The following is a 17,169-nucleotide window of genomic DNA, read 5'->3' as shown; positions in this document are numbered from 1 at the left end:
CAAAGCGGGAGGCGCGTTCAAAAATTCGATGCTAAGAGGCATTTGGAGCAATTCCAGGAAAAGTGCGCAGCGGTTTTCCGTCCGGATTGCGATAGACAAAAGCTAGAGCGAGCAGCGAAGGCGCATTGAGCGATGGCAAAGACCGATATAGCGCGGCGCGTCTACAACCACACTTGGAAGCTCGACCCGATCGTCCGTAGCTTGCTCGACACCGATTTCTACAAGCTTCTGATGCTGCAGATGATCTGGGGCATGTATCCCAAGGTCGACGCCACCTTCTCGCTGATCAACCGAACCACCTCGGTCCGCCTTGCCGAGGAGATCGATGAGACGGAGCTGCGCGAGCAGCTCGACCATGCCCGCACCTTGCGCTTCTCGAAGAAAGAGATGATCTGGCTCGGCGGCAACACCTTCTATGGCCGCAAGCAGATCTTCGAACCGGAATTCCTCGCCTGGCTGGAAAATTTCCGGCTGCCCGAATACGAGCTTTCCAAGCGCGACGGCCAATACGAACTCGCCTTCAGCGGCCCGTGGATGTACACGACGCTGTGGGAGATCCCGGCGCTGGCAATTATCAATGAACTTCGATCTCGCGCGGCCATGCGAGCGTTCGGGCCGTTCGCGCTCGACGTGCTCTATGCCCGCGCCAAGGCCAAGATGTGGGCCAAGACTGAGCGGCTGAAGGCGCTGCCCGGCATCCGCATCTCGGATTTCGGCACCCGCCGCCGCCATTCTTTCCTGTGGCAGCGCTGGTGCGTCGAAGCGTTGAAGGAGGGCATCGGCGAGGCCTTCACCGGTACCTCCAATGTGCTGCTCGCCATGGACAACGATCTCGAGGCGCTCGGCACCAACGCGCATGAACTGCCGATGGTGTTCGCCGCGCTCACCAATTCGGAAAAGGAATTGAAACAGTCGCCCTACAACGTGCTGCAGGACTGGCAGCGCTACTACGGCGGTAACTTGCTTATCGTATTGCCGGACACCTTCGGCACCGCGGCGTTCCTGCGCGATGCACCGGACTGGGTCGCCGACTGGACCGGCTTCCGCCCCGACAGCGCGCCGCCGATCGAAGGCGGCGAGAAGATCATTTCCTGGTGGCGCGAAAAGGGCAAGGACCCCAAGCAGAAGCTGCTCATCTTCTCGGATGGGCTAGAGGTCGAGACCATCGAGGAGACCTACCGCCACTTCCGCGGCAAGGTGCGCATGTCCTTCGGTTGGGGTACCAACCTGACCAATGATTTCGAGGGCTGCGCGCCGACCGAGACCAACCGGCTAGACGCCATCTCGCTGGTCTGCAAGGTCACCGAAGCCAACGGCAGGCCGGCGGTCAAGCTTTCCGACAATCCGGCCAAGTCGACCGGCGACGAGAAAGAGATCGAGCGCTATTTGCGGATATTCGGCCAGAAGGATCGCGTGGAGCAACTGGTGAAAGTGTGAGGTGGGGGGACTCTTGCGTAGTATGAGTTCCTTCGCGCCCCCCTCTGTCCTGTCCGGTAGGACAGAGGGGGACGCCGTAGAGCCCCGTCGTTACAGTCTAGCTCTCGTCGTTGTTGGCTTTGCATTCTCGCCCACTCCCGCCTTCGCCCACGCCTCCGACCGCGGCCACGTCCTGCTGCTTCCCACCGGTTACTACGTCGTGGGTGGCGCGCTCGCCGTTGCCGCCAGCTTCCTGATCCTCGCTCTACTCCCGCCGGACTCCCTCGACCGCTTCTGGCGCAAACGCCTGCCGCTTTTCGCCTTCGGCGACGGCGCGCGAACTGCCGTCAGCCTGGTATCCTTTGCCGGCTTTGCAATTCTGATCGCCGCCGGCCTGTTCGGCAGCCGCGATCCGCTCTCCAATCCACTGCCGCTGACCGTATGGACATTGCTCTGGGTTGGCCTGGCTCTGTTGCAGGGGCTCGCCGGCGATCTCTGGTCGTGGGCCAATCCGTGGTACGGGCCGTGCCGCGTCGTCTCGCACTTGTTCGGCAGATCGCAGCCGCAGTTGCTCCCCCAGTGGCTCGGCTATTGGCCGGCTTTCGTGCTGTTCTTCGCCTTCGCCTGGTTCGAGCTGATCGACCCTGCGCCCGACGATCCGGCGCGGCTGGCCTGGGCCGCCGGCGCCTATTGGCTGCTGAGCTTTGCCGCCATGCAGGTCTTCGGATACCGCGACTGGAGCCAGCGCGGCGAGTTCCTGACGGTGTTCTTTGCCATGGTAGCGCACTTCGCCATCGTCGAGCACAACGAGGACGGCCGGCTCAAACTCTGCTGGCCGGGTGCCAAGCTGCTCGGTGCCGCGCCGCTACCGCTCAGCGGCGTCGCTTTCCTGCTGCTTGCGCTGTCGTCTGTCTCCTTCGACGGCCTGTCGAAAACCTTCTTCTGGCTAGGCTGGTTCGGGATCAATCCGCTGGAGTTTCCTGGACGCACCGCTTTGATCGGCATCGGCAGTTTCGGCCTTGCGCTGAGCTTTGCCGTGCTTGCGGCGGTGTTCGCGCTCGCCCTCTTTCTTGGCCAGCACCTTGCCGGCAGCAAGCATTCGCTCGGTCACGCCGCCGGGCTTTTGGTCTGGTCGATCGTACCGATCGCGCTCGCCTACCACTTCGCGCATTATCTGACGGCGCTGCTGGTCGACGGCCAATATGCGATTGCCGCTCTTTCCGACCCGCTTGCGCTGGGCTGGAACCTGTTCGGTACCGCCGACATGTCAATTGAAGCCGGCGTTGTCGCCGGCGCCGGCTCGGCGTGGTGGCTGTGGAACCTCCAGGCCGGCGTCATCATTGCCGGCCACATGCTTGCAGTGCTTGTCGCTCATGGCTTGGCCTGGCGGCTGCATCCCGGTCCGGCTCGCGCCGCGCTCAGCCAGTTCCCGCTCACCGTGCTGATGATCGCCTATACCGTGCTCGGCCTATGGCTGCTTGCGACGCCGAGCGCCGGATGAACGAGGTGCGCGATGGCCGTCAATCGGACCTTGGGGAAAGCTCGCTTGCCACGTCAGAGCTTTGGTGATTTAGTTTGTACACATGCAATTTTCGGCCCTCTTAACAAGAGTGGCCTGCCTGCTACAGCCATTGGTCAAAGCTCAAAAACAAGGGGAACTGCCGTGACTGACAAGAATGGGTTTTTCGATCTCTCCAGATCCGCTCTCACCCGCCGCGCGGCGCTGAAGGGCCTTGCCGCCGGCGCCGGTCTTGCCGTCGCGCCGGGTTTCGTGCGTTACAGCCAGGCGCAGAGCTCGGCGCCGATCAAGATCGGCTTTCAGTCGCACCGCACCGGCATCGGCGCCGCCTACGGCCGCTGGTACGAGAAGACCACGGCCGCTGCCGTCAAGGCTATCAACGATGCTGGCGGCATCAACGGCCGGCCGGTCGAGGTGATCATCGAGGATGACGGCACCGATCCCGGCCGGGGCGCCGAAGTCGTCGGCAAGTTCGCCTCCCAGCACAAGACCGACATCGTCTACGGCACGCTGTTTTCGCATGTCGTCATCGGCTCGGCGCCGGCCGCCGGCGAGGCCAAGATGCCCTATTTCGTCGTTAGCGAAGGCCACCACGTCGCGTCGACCAAGTTGAACCGCTACGTCTTCCAGCCCGGCATCACCGATGTGAAGAGCCAGATCCAGTCGATGGCGCCGTGGATTGCCGCCAATGCCGGCAAGAAGGTGACGCAGATATTTCCCGATTTCGCGTTCGGCTACGACCATCGCGACTACCTGCCGCCGGCCCTGAAGGCGCAAGGCGCCGAGGTCATCGCCCAGATCGCCATCCCCCCGACAGAATCCTCCTTCACCAAATATTTCCCGCAGATCCCCGCGGAGACCGAGGTGATCTACCACGTCATGGTCGGCCCGGCGGTGCTCACCTTCGTCAAGGAGCTCGGCGAGTTCTACGGCTCCAATCGGCCACAATTGTTCGGCTTCATCGATTCGCTCGAAGCTACCGACATCAACAGCCCCGGCCTCGAATTCCTTGACGGCAGCCATTTCTGGGAAGGTTCGCCGCGCTACGCGCAGCCTGATGATTCCCCCGCGCAGAAGGCCTATCGCGCCGCCGTCGGCATCGACGACAATGGTGCCGCCGTCGGCGACCCCAAGGACGTCTCCACCGCCGCGCATATGTTCGGCTGCTGGGAAACGCTCTATGTCGTCAAGAAGGCGATGGAAGACGCCGGCTACAAGGGCCCGGAAGACCGCGCCAAGCTGGTCGAGGCGACCGAGGCATTGACCGAGTTCGCCGAAGGGCCCGAGCATCCGCAGGGGCCGAAAACCTTCAACGGCAAGATCCACCAGTGTTTTGGCATCCAGAACATCTCCAAGGTCGAAGGCGGCCGGCTGAATGTCGTCCACAAGACCAAGATCGAGGACGGCCTCTACGAGCCGGAAGGGGATTACACGACGCAGGCGCTGTGAGCTTGGCTGCCGCAGCAAGCGTGAGCGCCAAGACACCCTCCTCTGGCCTGCCGGCCAGGCCGGCAGGCCAGAGGGGGGTGCTTCGCGCATCCGCCGGTGCTTAGCCGATGCACTTCGGACCTCACCTGCTCCTCGCCGCCCTCGAAGGCCTCGTCACCTCCGCCGTGCTGGCGCTGACGGCGCTCGGCCTGTCGCTGGTGTTCGGCGTCATGCGCGTTGTCAATGTCGCGCATGGCGAGTTCTTCATGCTGGGCGCGGTGCTTGCCTGGGCAATCTCTACGGCGATATCCGGCCATCCTGCGCTCGGCTTCCTGGCCGCCCTGGTGCTGGCGCCATTGATCGTCGGTCTGATCGCGCTGGTCGCCGAACGGCTGGTGCTGCGCCGGCTCAACTATAATCCGGAAGCCACCATCGTCGCCACCATCGGCATGCTCTACATCATCCAGCAATTGGCGCTGACCTTCTACGGCCCGGAGGCGCGGCCGGTGGAGCCGCCGTTCAGCTATCGCATCCTCCTGCCGTGGTTCGGCTATTCCGGCTACAAGCTGTCGATCATCGCCGCGTCGGCGCTGCTGCTGGTCGCGACCTGGCTGGTGCTGACGCGCACGAAAATGGGCCTCGTCATGCGCGCCACGCAATATGACAGCGAGACGGCGCAGGCCTTCGGCATCCCGGTGACCAGAGTCTATGCCGGCGTTTTCGCGCTCGGCGCCATGCTAGCGGCTGTGGCCGCGGTGCTGATCGTGCCCATCAGCCAGGCGCATTATCTGATGGGGCAGGACCCGCTGCTGCTCTCGTTCATCGTCGTCATCATCGGCGGCCTCGGCTCGTTGCGCGGCACGGTGCTCGCCGCGGTGCTGATCGGACTGTCCGACGGCATTATCTCGGTGTTCTTCTCGCCGACGCTGGCCAAGATCATAGCCACCGTGCTTGTCGCCATGGTGCTGGTGTTCCGGCCGCAAGGCCTGTTCGGGACAGCATCGCGATGAAGGATGCTTCGCCGGCAAAGCCATATGCGCTGCATCTCGGCGTCATCGCCCTGCTTTTCGGGCTTAGTTTTGTCCTGCCGGAATATCATCACGGCCTGCTCGCCCGCATTATGGTGCTGGCGGTCTTCGCCATGGGCTACAATCTGCTGTTCGGCTATGTCGGGCTGCTAAGCCTCGGCCATGCCATGTTCTTTTCAGCCGGGCTCTATGGCGCCGGCCTTGCCGTCATCCATCTCGGCTGGAGCGTGCCGGCCGCCTTCGCAGCCGGGCTTGCCTGCGGCGCGCTGCTTGCGCTGGTGATCGGGCTGCTGGCGCTGCGCACCTCCGGCGTCGCCTTCATGATCGTCACCATGATGTTCGCTCAGGTATTTTATCTCCTCATTCTTTATTTCGCCGCCTGGACCGGCGGCGACCAGGGCTTGGTGGTGCCGCAGCCGATGCGGGTCCTTGTCCTGGGCAGCACGTCATTCGACCTCACCAACGCGACCGTGCGCTATATAAGTGCGCTGGCACTGTTCTCGATCGTGCTGCTCATAAGCCTGGCGATAGTCCGCTCCGGCTATGGCCGTGTGCTGGTCGCCATCCGCGAGAACGAGGAGCGGACCAAGATGCTTGGCTACGACACGTTCTCCAGCAAGCTTGCCGCCGTCGTCATCTCCGGCAGCATCTGTGCGGCTTCCGGCGCTGCCTATGCGCTGCTGTTCGGCTATGTCGGCTCGAGCTTCGCCTCGGTGCAGTATTCCATCCTGCCGCTGCTCTGGGTGCTGCTGGGCGGTGCCGCCACCACGCTCGGTCCGCTGATCGGCACACTGTTCATGTATTATGTCATCGACGTCGCCAGCGGCTACACCTCGGCCTATCTGCTGATCGTCGGCATAGCGCTCATCCTGCTGGTGCTGTTCTTCCCGAGAGGCATTCTCGGCAGCATCCGCCAGCGCTGGCTCGGGTGGTTGCCATGATGCCGCTGCTTACCACCAAAGGCCTGTCGCGCAGTTTCGGCGGCTTGCGCGCCGTCGACGGCGTCGACTTCGCGCTGATGCCGGGCGAGATCCGCGCCATCATCGGCCCCAACGGTGCCGGCAAGACCACCTTCGTCAGCCTGGTCAGCGGCCGCATCCAGCCCTCGTCGGGCATGATCGTCTTCGACGGCGCCGACATCACCAGCCTGCCTGCCTACGCCCGAGTTCGCCTTGGCATCGCCTACACGTTCCAGATCACCAGCGTCTTTGCCAATCTCAGCGCCTACGACAATGTTGCCCTGCCGGTGCAGCGCACGCTGACCGACGGCCGCTCGAAGGGCGCGGTTCACACCGGCGTCATGGCGGCTCTCGAGCGCACCGGCCTTGCCGACCGGGCGCAAATGCCGGCCGGGCAATTGTCCTACGGTCACCAGCGGCTGCTGGAAGTGGCAATGGGACTGGCACTGAAGCCGCGGCTGCTGATCCTCGACGAACCGACGCAAGGGCTGGCCGATAGCGAGATCGACAATTTCATCGAGCTGGTGCGCGAGATCGCCGACAGTGCCACCGTGCTTTTGATCGAGCACAACATGCCGGTGGTCATGCAACTCGCCGACCGCATCACCGTCTTCAATGCCGGCAGGATCTTGGCTGAAGGCACGCCCGAGCAGATCCGCGCCAATGCCGCGGTGCAGGACGCCTATCTGGGGACCACCCATGGCTGAGGCCCAGTCCAAGGCGTTGACCATATCCGGGCTCGATTGCTTCTATAGCGAAGTCCAGGTGCTCTATGGCTTGGATCTTGTGTTGAACGAGGGCGAGGTGCTCTGCCTGTTCGGCCGCAACGGCGCCGGCAAGACGACGACGCTGAAGGCGATCATGGGCCTGGTGCCGGCAAGCGCCGGCTCGATCCGGCTCGAAGGCCGGGAATTGACCGGTCTGCCGGCACATGAGGTGCCCAAGGCTGGCGTCGCCTACGTGCCGCAGGGCCGGCGGCTGTTCGCCGAGATGACCGTGGCGGAAAACATCGAGATCGGCCTGATGGCCCGCAACAAGGGCAAGGCGACGCGCGAGAACGTGCTCGATCTTTTCCCGTTGCTGCGCCAGCGCCTCAGGCAGCGTTCCGGCACGCTGTCCGGCGGCGAGCAGCAGATGCTGGCCATGGCCCGCGCCCTGTGTCTGGAACCGCAGGTGCTCCTGCTCGATGAACCGACCGAAGGGCTGATGCCGTCGATGATCGCCAGGATCCGTGAAACCGTGTCGAAACTGCGAGCGCTCGGCGTGTCGACAATTCTTGTCGAACAGCGCGTCGACGCCGTGCTCTCGGTCGCAGACCGCGTTTGCTTCATCGAGAACGGCCGCAACCGCGAGACGGTCGATGTCGAGGAACTGCGTGCCGATCCCTCGGCGGTCCGTCGCTATGTCGGCGTCGGCTGATCAGGCAAAAAACAGCAAGCCGGCGAGCAGGAAAGTCGGGATCAGCACGGCGCCCGACCACGCCATATAGCCAAAGAAGCTCGGCATCTTGATGCCGCGATGCCTGGCAATGGCGTAGACCATGAAATTCGGCGCGTTGCCGACATAGGTGTTTGCGCCCATGAACACCGCGCCTGCCGAGATCGCCGCCAGCGTCGAGGCGAGCTCGGTCATCAGATGCTGCGCATCGCCGCCGGCCAGTTCGAAGAACACCAGATAGGTCGGCGCATTGTCGAGGAAGGACGACAGCGCTCCGGTCAGCCAGAAATACGCGAGATTGTCGGGCGCGCCGGTCGGCGAACTGACCAGCAGCACCAACGGCGCCAGCGCGCCGTCGAGGCCGGCCCGCAATATGGCGACGACCGGAACGATGCAGATGAAGATGCTGGCGAACAGCTTCGCCACCTCGGCGATCGGCCCCCAGCTGAAGGCGTTTGCGCCGCGAAACTCCTTCGGCGAGACGACAAGCGACGTGAAGGCCAGTATCAGGATGACGGCGTCGCGCACCAGGTTCTGCAGCTCGAGGCTGACGCCCTGAAACGAGAAACTCACTCCCGGCTTCCAGGCAGCGGAAATCAGGATCGCGGCGATTACGCCGGCCAGCAGCGGGATGTTGGCCAGGCCGCGAATGCGCACCTTGCTGTCGGGCGTCGGATCCTTGATCTTCGGCGCGCCTTCCTCCCGATGATGCATGATGATGTCGATCGCCAGGAAAACCACCAGCACCACGCCGGCGACGAACAGCGTCTCGGGCAACAGGTGAACTGTCGTCCAGAAGAAATCGACGCCGCGCAGAAAGCCGACGAACAGCGGCGGATCGCCGAGCGGCGTCAGCGAGCCGCCGATGTTGGACACCAGGAAGATGAAGAAGATGACGACATGGGCGTTGAAGCGCCGGTTATCGTTGGCGCGGATGAGCGGCCGGATCAGAATCATCGAGGCGCCGGTTGTGCCGATGATCGAGGCAAGCACCGCCCCGCCCAGCAACAGCCCGGCATTGACCAGCGGCGTGCCGTGTATGTTGCCGGCAACGAAGATGCCGCCCGAAATGGTGAACAGCGCAAACAGCAGGATGATGAACGACATGTATTCGGTGAGCAGCGCATGCAGCACCGCCTGCGTGGCCGACGGGATGCCGAAGGCGATTGCCAGCGGCCCGATCACCAATGCTGCCCAGAAGGCAGCGATCTTGCCGTAATGGTGCTCCCAGGCATGATGGAACAGCAGCGGGCCGGTCGCAATGCAAAGCAACAGCCCGGCAAACGGCAACACCCACCACAGCGACATGGCGGCGCCCGGCAATTCGTGCGCTTCGGCCGCGAGAACCGCTCCCGGAGAAAGGATCGCGGCAATAAATGCAGCACTTGCCGTCAACGCCGCAAACCGCATGAAGCCCCTCAAAAGTCTGTCAGGTTCGGCTGGATGACGTTCAAATCAGTGCCACGCCGGCATCGCGCATCCGGCCCAGCATCGTCTCCATGGAGCCGTTGAGATCGATGCCGCGGCAGGCGTCGAGCCGAACCGACGTCGCAAAGCCGAGCTTGACCGCGTCGAGCGCCGAAAAGGCGACGCAGAAATCCGTCGCCAGGCCGACCAGGGTCAGCGTATCGATATTCCGCTCCCGGAGATAGCCGGCAAGGCCGGTCGGCGTCGTCCGGTCGTTCTCGAAGAATGCCGAATAGCTGTCGATCGCAGGACGGAACCCCTTGCGGATGACCAGCTCGGCCTTGCTCCAGGCCAAGCCGGAATGGAAGTCCGAACCCAAGCTGCCCTGGATGCAGTGATCAGGCCACAGCGTCTGCTCGCCATAAGGCATGTCGATCGTTTCGAACGGTCTCTTGCCGGGGTGGCTGGAGGCAAAGCTCGAATGGCCGGCAGGGTGCCAGTCCTGCGTCAGCAGGACGTGCTCGGTCCGCCGGATAAGATCATTGACCAACGGCACGATTTCGTCGCCACCGGCCACTTCCAGGGCGCCACCCGGGCAGAAATCGTTCTGCAGGTCGATAATGACAAGCGCTTCGTCGGCCATGGAGCCTCCTTATTTTCTTTGTCCTGAGCTTAGGCTCCAATAAAAACGCGACCGGACGCAGAAACTTGACCAGATGGCCGGCTGCGTCAACCTCTCGTGGCATAACAAATGCGTTCCGGGCGCACGGTGCCAACAGCCGTGCAAACTCTGGCTTTGACAATTCCTGCCGGCTTGATATCATTTGCATACGAATGAATTTCCTGCCTTGAATGCTCGGGAAGGTCTTTCGGCAGGATCCCTCTCGGGAAGCCCATTCTGGGAAGGCAAAGCGTGATCCGTTACGCAAAACCCACCACGGTCGACGACGCCCTCGCGTTGCTGGGCGAAGGGCAATGGCGCATCCTTGCCGGTGGCACGGATTTTTATCCGGCACAGGGCAGCAAGCCTTTCCGCGACAATATCCTCGACATCAATGGCCTGGCGGCATTGCGCGGCATTGCTGAAGCCGAAAACCATTGGCTCATTGGCGCCCGCACCGCCTGGACCGATCTCGTCCGCCATCCGCTGCCGGCGGCCTTCGACGTGCTGAAGCAGGCGGCGCGGGAAGTTGGCTCGGTGCAGATCCAAAACGTTGCCTCGATAGCCGGCAATCTCTGCAATGCCTCGCCGGCCGCCGACGGTGTGCCGGCGCTGCTGGTGCTCGATGCCGAAGTCGAACTGCGTTCCTCGGTTGCGACCCGGCATTTGCCCCTTGCAAAGTTCATTCTTGGCAACCGTCGCACCGCTCTGCAGTCCGGCGAAATGGTGACGGCAATCCGTATTGCCAAACCTGCGACCGCCGGCGGCTCCGCCTTCGTGAAACTCGGCGCGCGGCGTTATCTCGTCATCTCCATCGCCATGGCTGCCGCACGCCTGGCCGTCGAAGATGGTATTGTCAGGAAAGCGGCCGTCGCCGTCGGGTCCTGCTCGGTCGTCGCCAGGCGCCTGGCGAGTGTCGAGGCGGCGCTGCACGGCCTGCCCGTCGGCCCCGCGCTGGCCGCTGCGATCCAATCCGCGCCAATGGACGAGCTGTCGCCGATCGGCGACGTGCGCGGCAGCGCCGAATATCGGCTGGATGCGGCGCGCGAGATAGTCGTCCGTGCTGTGCTTGGTGCTGTGGGCGCAATCCCCGGCGAAAGGGCGGCGGCCTGATGGGCATGGAGCGCGCCGACATCGCCTTCGAGGTCAACGGCGCCGCCGTCAGCGTTTGCGTGCCGCCGGTGCGGCGGCTGTCCGCGGTGTTGCGCGACGAGCTGCGGCTGACCGGCACCAAGGTCGGCTGTGATGCCGGCGATTGCGGCGCCTGCACGGTGCTGGTCGACGGCGAGCCGGTCTGCGCCTGCCTGATGCCCGCGGCTTCCGCCTCCGGCACCGTCGTGACGACCGTCGAAGGTCTCGGCAACGGCAGGCTGTCGGCACTGCAGGCCTCGTTTCTCAGCCATGGCGCAGCACAGTGCGGCGCCTGCACGCCCGGCCTGCTGGTCGCCGCAACGGCACTCCTGGACAGGACGCCTTACCCGAGCGAGGCTGAAACGCAGGATGCGCTCGGCGGTGTACTCTGCCGCTGCACCGGCTATCGCAAGATCGTCGCGGCGGTGATGGATGCTTGGCGCCACGCCGGCGGTCTCGATCAGCGCATGCCATCCTCTGGCCACGCCGTCGGCTCCTGCCCGATCCGCCTCGATGGCGTGCCGAAAGTCACTGGCGGCGAAAAATTCGGCGGCGATTCCTTCCCCGCCGACGCGCTGTGGGTGCTGGTGGTCCGCTCACCGCACTATCATGCCGCCTTCAGCTTCGGCGATCTCGGCAGCTGGGTGAAATCCCGTCCCGGCATTGCCGGCGTCTTCACCGCCGCCGACATTCCGGGAAAGAATTGTTTCGGCGTCATCGCGCCCTTCGCCGACCAGCCGGCGCTGGCCGAAGGGGTTTCGCGCTTTCGCGGCGAGGCGGTGGCGCTGGTTGCCGGCGAACGCGAGGCTATCCTCGATCTCGACCTAGCCGATTTCCCTGTCAGTTGGACCGAGTTGCGGCATTTTCTGGAAACTGGCGAAGCGCAGGCCGGCGGCACGCCACTGGTCCATGAAAACCGGCCCTCGAACCTGCTCACCTCCGGCTTTGTCGAGCGTGGCGACCCCGAAGCCGCGCTTGCCGGTGCGGCTTTCGTCGTTTCTGGCGCCATCGACACCTCCTATGTCGAGCACGCCTATATCGAACCGGAAGCCGGCTATGCCTTCATGGACGGCGACACGCTGGTCGTCGTCGCCTGCACGCAGGCGCCCTATATGGACCGTGACGACACGGCAAAAGTGCTCGGCCTTACCCCGGAAAAGGTGCGCATCGTGCCGACCGCGACCGGCGGCGGCTTCGGCTCGAAGCTCGACGTCTCGCTGCAACCGCTCATCGGCCTCATCGCCATGAAAACCGGCCGGCCGGCGGCGCTCGCCTACAGCCGCACCGAATCGATGATCTCGACCACCAAGCGCCATCCGGCCCTGATGAGAGCGAGCATCGGCGCCGATGCCGACGGCCGTGTCACCGGCATGGTCTTCGCCGGCGATTTCAACACCGGCGCATATGCCAGCTGGGGGCCGACGGTCGCCAACCGCGTGCCGGTGCACGCCTCCGGCCCCTATGCTACGCCGAACTATCGCGCCGAAGGCCGCGCCATCCACACCAATGGCCCGATTGCCGGCGCCTTTCGCGGTTTCGGCGTGCCGCAGGCCACGATCATGCAGGAGACCCTCTATGACGAGCTGGCCGACAAGCTCGGCATGGATCGGCTCGACTTTCGCCTGAAGAACTGCCTTCGGAACGGATCCGAAACAGTTACCGGGCAGCGGCTCGAGTCGGGCGTCGGCATCGCCGACTGCCTGGAGGCCCTCCGTTCACATTGGCAGCGTGCCGTTCGCGATGCCGAAGCGTTCAATGCCGGTAGCAGCATCAAAAAACGCGGCGTCGGCATCGCTTCTTGCTGGTACGGCTGCGGCAACACCTCGCTGCCCAATCCGTCGACCATCAAGGTCGGCATCTCGATATCGGGCGAAGTCGTCCTGCATCAGGGGGCGGTCGATATCGGGCAAGGCTCCAACACCGTCATCGCGCAGATCTGCGCCGACGCGTTGGGTCTGCCATTGGAGAAGTTGCGGCTGAAAGGCGCCGATACGGCGATCACCCCCGACGCCGGCAAGACCTCGGCCTCGCGCCAGACTTTCGTCACCGGCAAGGCCGCCGAAAAGGCCGGCCGCGCCTTGCGCGAGGAGATCTTGCGTTTCGCCAATGTCTCGCAAAAGGCGGCGATTGCGCTGGACGGCACAAGCCTGAGCATTAGGGAAGGCGAAGCAACGCGCCGCATCGATCTTTCCTCGCTAAAGGCAGACGCCGAAGGATTTGTCTTCCGGGCCGAGGAAAGCTACGACCCGCCGACCCAGCCGCTCGATGCAAAAGGTCAGGGCAAGCCTTGCGCCGTCTATGGTTATGGCGCCCAGATGGCCGAACTGGAGGTCGACCTCAAGCTCGGCACTGTGAAGCTGATAAAAATCACTGCCGCCCACGATGTCGGCAAGGCCATCAATCCCTTGCTTGCCGAGGGCCAGATTGAGGGTGGCATCGCCCAGGGCATCGGCATGGCGCTGATGGAAGAGTATATCCCCGGCCGCACCGAAAACCTGCACGACTATCTGATCCCGACGATCGGCGACGTGCCGCCGATCGAGACCATCCTGATAGAAGTTCCGGATCCGGAAGGACCCTTCGGGGCCAAGGGTTTGGGCGAGCATGTGCTGATTCCGACGGCGCCGGCGATCCTCAACGCCATCCGCCATGCAACAGGTGTGCTGGTCACCAAAATTCCGGCGACGCCAACCCGCATCCGCGCCGCCATCCGCGACAAGGAGGCGCGCCGATGAGCGAGCTTGCCGAACGCTTCGAGACGCATGATCCCGGCGAGAAGCTGGTGGCCGAGAAGATCCGCTGCGATGCCTGTCCGGTCATGTGCTACATCGCCGATGGCCGCACCGGCGCCTGCGATCGCTACGGCAATGTTGGCGGCAGGATCGTGCGGATGGATCCGCTGACCATCCTCGACCACGCGGCCGAGACCGGCGCCGCAATCGTACCCTTTGCCGAGGAAGGCGAGGCATGGGACGGCGAACTGGTCAACACCGGCCGCCGCTTCGTCACCGCCATCGGCGCCGGCACCACCTATCCCGATTACAAGCCGGCGCCTTTCATCGTCAGCCAGGAGGTCGAGGGCGTCGATCTGGTCACCGTCGTCACCGAGGGCATCTTCTCCTATTGCGGCGTCAAGGTGAAGATCGACACCGATCGTCATATCGGCCCCGAAACGGCGACGGTCCGTGCCCAAGGCGAGGCGATCGGCCATGTCACCACCGGCGAATACGGCTCGCAGATGCTGTCGCTGGGCGGCGTACATCATTTGACCGGCGGCTCGAAGGCTGAAGGGCGCGCCACCTGTGACGCCATGCTCGCCCTGTGCAACCGCAAACCGGTCGAACTCGTCATCGACGGCGGCGCCACCGTCATCGTCGAAGCCGGCAAGCCGCCGGTCATCGACGGCAAGCTCGAACAGCGCATGCGCGTCGGCTGCGGTTCGGCCACCATAGGCATGTTCGCGACCCAATGGCGCGGCCTTGTCGACGAGGCGGTGGTGGTCGATGACCACATCACCGGCGTCGTCTCCGAGCATCAGGCCGGCAAGGTGCTTGGCTGGCAGGATACCGGCATCAAGATCATCGGCCGCCGTTCGACGCCGGGCCGTTATTTCAAGGTGTCGGAACCCGGCCTCGGCTGGGGCGGCACCAGTATCTCCGACCCGCTGTCGATCCTTGGTGAATGGAACGCCAAAAAGGGTGCGCGCCCCGGCATGTCGCTGCTGATGGTCTCGACCACCGGCGAGCAATTCGCCTATTACGAGCTCGACGACGAATTGAAGCCTGTGCAGAAACCGTTCCCGGAGCGGCTGCGGAAGTCGGTTGAACTGATCGAGGACAATTGTGAGCCGGCGCTCTGCACCGTGCTTTTCGTCGGCGGCGCCGGCGGCTCGCTGCGCGCCGGCGTCACCGAGAACCCGGTCAATCTGACCCGCTCGGTGCAGGGCCTCAAGACCTATGTGACGGTCGGCGGCGCGCCGGTCTATGTCTGGCCGGGCGGCGGCATCACGCTGATGGTCGACGTCACCCGCGTGCCGGAAGGCGCCTTCGGCTATGTGCCGACGCCGGCGCTGGTGGCCCCGATCGAGTTCACCATGCGCCGCGACGATTATGTCAGGCTTGGCGGCTACGAAGCCGAAATCCGCAGCGTCGACGATATCCTGGCCAAGGGCGGCGAATATCTCAATCCGCGCCGCGGCACGGCCGCACCCCGGGACAATCCCTGGCCGCCGCTGGCTCAGTTGCGTCGCGCGGCCGCAAACGGGGCCGGGCGATGAACGGCCCGCAGGCGCATTGGCTCGAGGACGGCCGGAGGCTTCACCTCAATCATGGGCCGATCGACCTGATCGTCGAGGCCTTCGGCGAGGCAAGCGAATGCCGGACTGCCTATAGCCAGGCAGTGGCGCGCTTCCAGCCAATCCTGGTTGAACTGGTCGAAGAGTTGCCCGAACTACGGCGCCCGGCCGCCTCGCGGCCACGTCCTTTCGCTGGCCCGACGGCGCGCCGCATGGAAGCGGCGGTCGTTCCGCTAGCGAAACAATTTATCACACCGATGGCGGCCGTCGCCGGCTCGGTAGCCGACGAAGTGCTTGGGGCCCTGCTTGCCGACCGCCGGCTCGAGCGCGCCTATGTCAACAATGGCGGCGACAGCGCGATCCATCTCGGCAACGGGCAGTCGATGACGCTTGCCATTGCCGGGACAGGTCATGGGTTGGCAGATCGTCTCACGATCCGCGCCGAAGATGGGATCCGCGGCGTCGCGACCAGCGGCTGGCGCGGCCGCTCCTTTTCGCTCGGCATCGCCGACGCGGTCACGGTGCTGGCGCGAACGGGTGCTGACGCCGATGCCGCCGCGACCTTGATCGCCAACGCCGTCGACCTGCCCGGTCATCCGGCCGTTAGGCGCGTACGGGCGCGCGATCTCGCACCTGACAGCGATCTCGGCGACCGTTTGGTGACGCAGGGCGTGGGGCCGCTTTCCGCCGCTGAAATCGCTATTGCGCTGGAAGGCGGATTTGCCGTTGCCGAGGAGTTTCGGCGGCGCGGTCTGATTGCCGCCGCGGCGCTTTTCCTCGGCGGTCAGGCGCGCATCGCAGGTCCGATGGGGCTCGCCGATAAAGCTTTAGAGAGGGAAATTGCTCATGCCTGAGTTTCCGATCCGCAAGATCGCCGTGCTGACCGAAGAGATTTTTCACGAGGGCGGGCCGGTGGCGAAGGTGCCGCGGCGCCGCGCCGCGGCCATGGCTGTGGTCAAGAACCCGTTCGCCGGCCGTTACGTCGAGGAACTACAGAGCGCCATGGAGGATTTGAAGCCGCTCGGGCTGCTGCTCTCCGACAGGCTTATTGCCGCATTGGGCGGCGACGTGAAACAGATCGACGGTTACGGCAAGGGCGCCATCGTCGGCATGGCGGGCGAGCTGGAGCATGGCGCGCTGTGGCATGTGCCGGGCGGCTATGCGATGCGCGAGCGGCTCGGCGACGCCAAGGCGATCGTGCCGTCGGCAAAGAAGGTCGGCGCTTTCGGCGCGCGGCTCGATGTGCCGCTCGGCCACATCAACGCCGCCTATGTGCGCAGCCATTTCGATGCCATGGAAATCGGCATCAGCGATGGCCCGCGTCCCGACGAGATCCTGTTCTGCCTCGCAATGACCTGCGGCCCGCGCGTGCACGACCGCATGGGAGGGCTGGCGGCCAAGGACATCAAGGCATGGGACGGGCTGCGGTGAGCGCCGAAGACAATCTGCTCAAGCTGGTCGAGACCGAGGAGCCTGACGAAAACGACTATCGCTTGCAGGAGCAGGTCGGCTTCATCCTGCGCAAGGCGCATCAGCGCCATGTCTCGATCTTCGCCGCACACATCGCCGATCTGACGCCGCCGCAATTTGCCGCTTTGGCCAAATTGCGCGACGTCGGCGAGACCTCGCAGAACCAGCTTGGCAGCCTGATCGCCATGGATGCGGCGACCGTGAAGGGTGTCATCGACCGGCTGAAAGCGCGTGGCTTTGTCGAACTTAGCAAACACGAAGTCGACAAACGGCGCCTGCTGGTCAATCTGACGGCCGAGGGGCGCGACGCGATCGAGCGGCTGATTCCGCTTGCCCGCGAGATCACGCAGGAAACGCTGGCGCCGCTTTCCGCCAAGGAGGCTGCCATTTTCATGAAGCTGCTGGGCAAGCTGGCTTAA

Annotated in this window: 15 protein-coding genes; 13 read left to right on the top strand and 2 right to left on the bottom strand. The window is 64.3% G+C overall.

Annotated elements, in window-relative coordinates:
• The first annotated feature begins 132 nt into the window (after positions 1–132).
• The 7 genes from pncB to NKI63_RS01280 all read left to right on the top strand — a co-directional run bounded on the left by pncB (position 133) and on the right by NKI63_RS01280 (position 7,769).
• The gene (gene pncB / locus NKI63_RS01310) at positions 133–1,437 is read left to right on the top strand and encodes a nicotinate phosphoribosyltransferase (protein ID WP_254815847.1); all 1,305 of its coding nucleotides are present in this window, start codon (positions 133–135) and stop codon (positions 1,435–1,437) included.
• A 22-nt stretch (positions 1,438–1,459) separates the two neighbouring features.
• Positions 1,460–2,917, top strand: coding sequence for a hypothetical protein (locus NKI63_RS01305; RefSeq protein ID WP_352751772.1), 1,458 nt, complete (start codon positions 1,460–1,462; stop codon positions 2,915–2,917).
• A gap of 162 nt (positions 2,918–3,079) precedes the next feature.
• On the top strand, positions 3,080–4,384 hold the full coding sequence (locus NKI63_RS01300; RefSeq protein ID WP_352777693.1) for an ABC transporter substrate-binding protein: 1,305 nt from the start codon (positions 3,080–3,082) through the stop codon (positions 4,382–4,384).
• Positions 4,385–4,491: 107 nt separating this feature from the next.
• Positions 4,492–5,373: a branched-chain amino acid ABC transporter permease gene (locus NKI63_RS01295; RefSeq protein ID WP_352751768.1), complete on the top strand. Its 882-nt coding sequence runs from the start codon at positions 4,492–4,494 to the stop codon at positions 5,371–5,373.
• Positions 5,370–6,332 (top strand): branched-chain amino acid ABC transporter permease, encoded by a 963-nt coding sequence (locus tag NKI63_RS01290; protein WP_352751766.1) that lies wholly within the window; start codon positions 5,370–5,372, stop codon positions 6,330–6,332. Before NKI63_RS01295 ends, NKI63_RS01290 begins: the two co-directional genes overlap by 4 nt.
• Positions 6,329–7,057, top strand: coding sequence for an ABC transporter ATP-binding protein (locus NKI63_RS01285; protein ID WP_352506045.1), 729 nt, complete (start codon positions 6,329–6,331; stop codon positions 7,055–7,057). Before NKI63_RS01290 ends, NKI63_RS01285 begins: the two co-directional genes overlap by 4 nt.
• On the top strand, positions 7,050–7,769 hold the full coding sequence (locus NKI63_RS01280) for an ABC transporter ATP-binding protein (RefSeq protein ID WP_352686394.1): 720 nt from the start codon (positions 7,050–7,052) through the stop codon (positions 7,767–7,769). Before NKI63_RS01285 ends, NKI63_RS01280 begins: the two co-directional genes overlap by 8 nt.
• Here the strand turns inward: NKI63_RS01280 and NKI63_RS01275 are convergent, their stop codons facing one another.
• Together NKI63_RS01275 and pncA are read right to left on the bottom strand one after the other, a co-directional pair.
• Positions 7,770–9,197, bottom strand: coding sequence for a sodium:proton antiporter (locus NKI63_RS01275; protein WP_352751764.1), 1,428 nt, complete (start codon positions 9,195–9,197; stop codon positions 7,770–7,772).
• A gap of 40 nt (positions 9,198–9,237) precedes the next feature.
• A complete protein-coding gene (gene pncA, locus NKI63_RS01270; RefSeq protein WP_352506043.1) occupies positions 9,238–9,837 on the bottom strand; it encodes a bifunctional nicotinamidase/pyrazinamidase in 600 nt (199 codons plus the stop codon).
• Between the two features lie 270 nt (positions 9,838–10,107).
• Between pncA and NKI63_RS01265 the strand changes: the two genes are divergently transcribed.
• Genes NKI63_RS01265 through NKI63_RS01240 form a run of 6 tightly spaced genes read left to right on the top strand, consistent with a single transcriptional unit; the run spans position 10,108 to position 17,169 of the window.
• The gene (locus NKI63_RS01265) at positions 10,108–10,968 is read left to right on the top strand and encodes an FAD binding domain-containing protein (RefSeq protein WP_352686400.1); all 861 of its coding nucleotides are present in this window, start codon (positions 10,108–10,110) and stop codon (positions 10,966–10,968) included.
• Entirely contained in the window at positions 10,968–13,721 is a 2,754-nt protein-coding gene (locus tag NKI63_RS01260; RefSeq protein ID WP_352820243.1) for a molybdopterin-dependent oxidoreductase, read from the top strand. The genes NKI63_RS01265 and NKI63_RS01260 overlap by 1 nt, the downstream gene beginning before the upstream one ends.
• Positions 13,718–15,262: a 6-hydroxynicotinate reductase gene (locus NKI63_RS01255; protein ID WP_352686407.1), complete on the top strand. Its 1,545-nt coding sequence runs from the start codon at positions 13,718–13,720 to the stop codon at positions 15,260–15,262. The genes NKI63_RS01260 and NKI63_RS01255 overlap by 4 nt, the downstream gene beginning before the upstream one ends.
• On the top strand, positions 15,259–16,134 hold the full coding sequence (locus tag NKI63_RS01250) for a UPF0280 family protein (RefSeq protein ID WP_352686410.1): 876 nt from the start codon (positions 15,259–15,261) through the stop codon (positions 16,132–16,134). The genes NKI63_RS01255 and NKI63_RS01250 overlap by 4 nt, the downstream gene beginning before the upstream one ends.
• Positions 16,127–16,711, top strand: a complete 585-nt coding sequence (locus NKI63_RS01245; RefSeq protein WP_352467809.1) for an amino acid synthesis family protein — start codon at positions 16,127–16,129, stop codon at positions 16,709–16,711. The genes NKI63_RS01250 and NKI63_RS01245 overlap by 8 nt, the downstream gene beginning before the upstream one ends.
• The gene (locus NKI63_RS01240) at positions 16,708–17,169 is read left to right on the top strand and encodes a MarR family winged helix-turn-helix transcriptional regulator (protein WP_352686651.1); all 462 of its coding nucleotides are present in this window, start codon (positions 16,708–16,710) and stop codon (positions 17,167–17,169) included. The genes NKI63_RS01245 and NKI63_RS01240 overlap by 4 nt, the downstream gene beginning before the upstream one ends.

The organism is Mesorhizobium sp. M0410, from assembly GCF_040321435.1.
Taxonomy (GTDB): Bacteria; Pseudomonadota; Alphaproteobacteria; order Rhizobiales; family Rhizobiaceae; genus Mesorhizobium.
The sequence above is the reverse complement of the archived record's forward strand: the minus strand, read 5'-3'. Positions and strand labels throughout refer to the sequence as shown.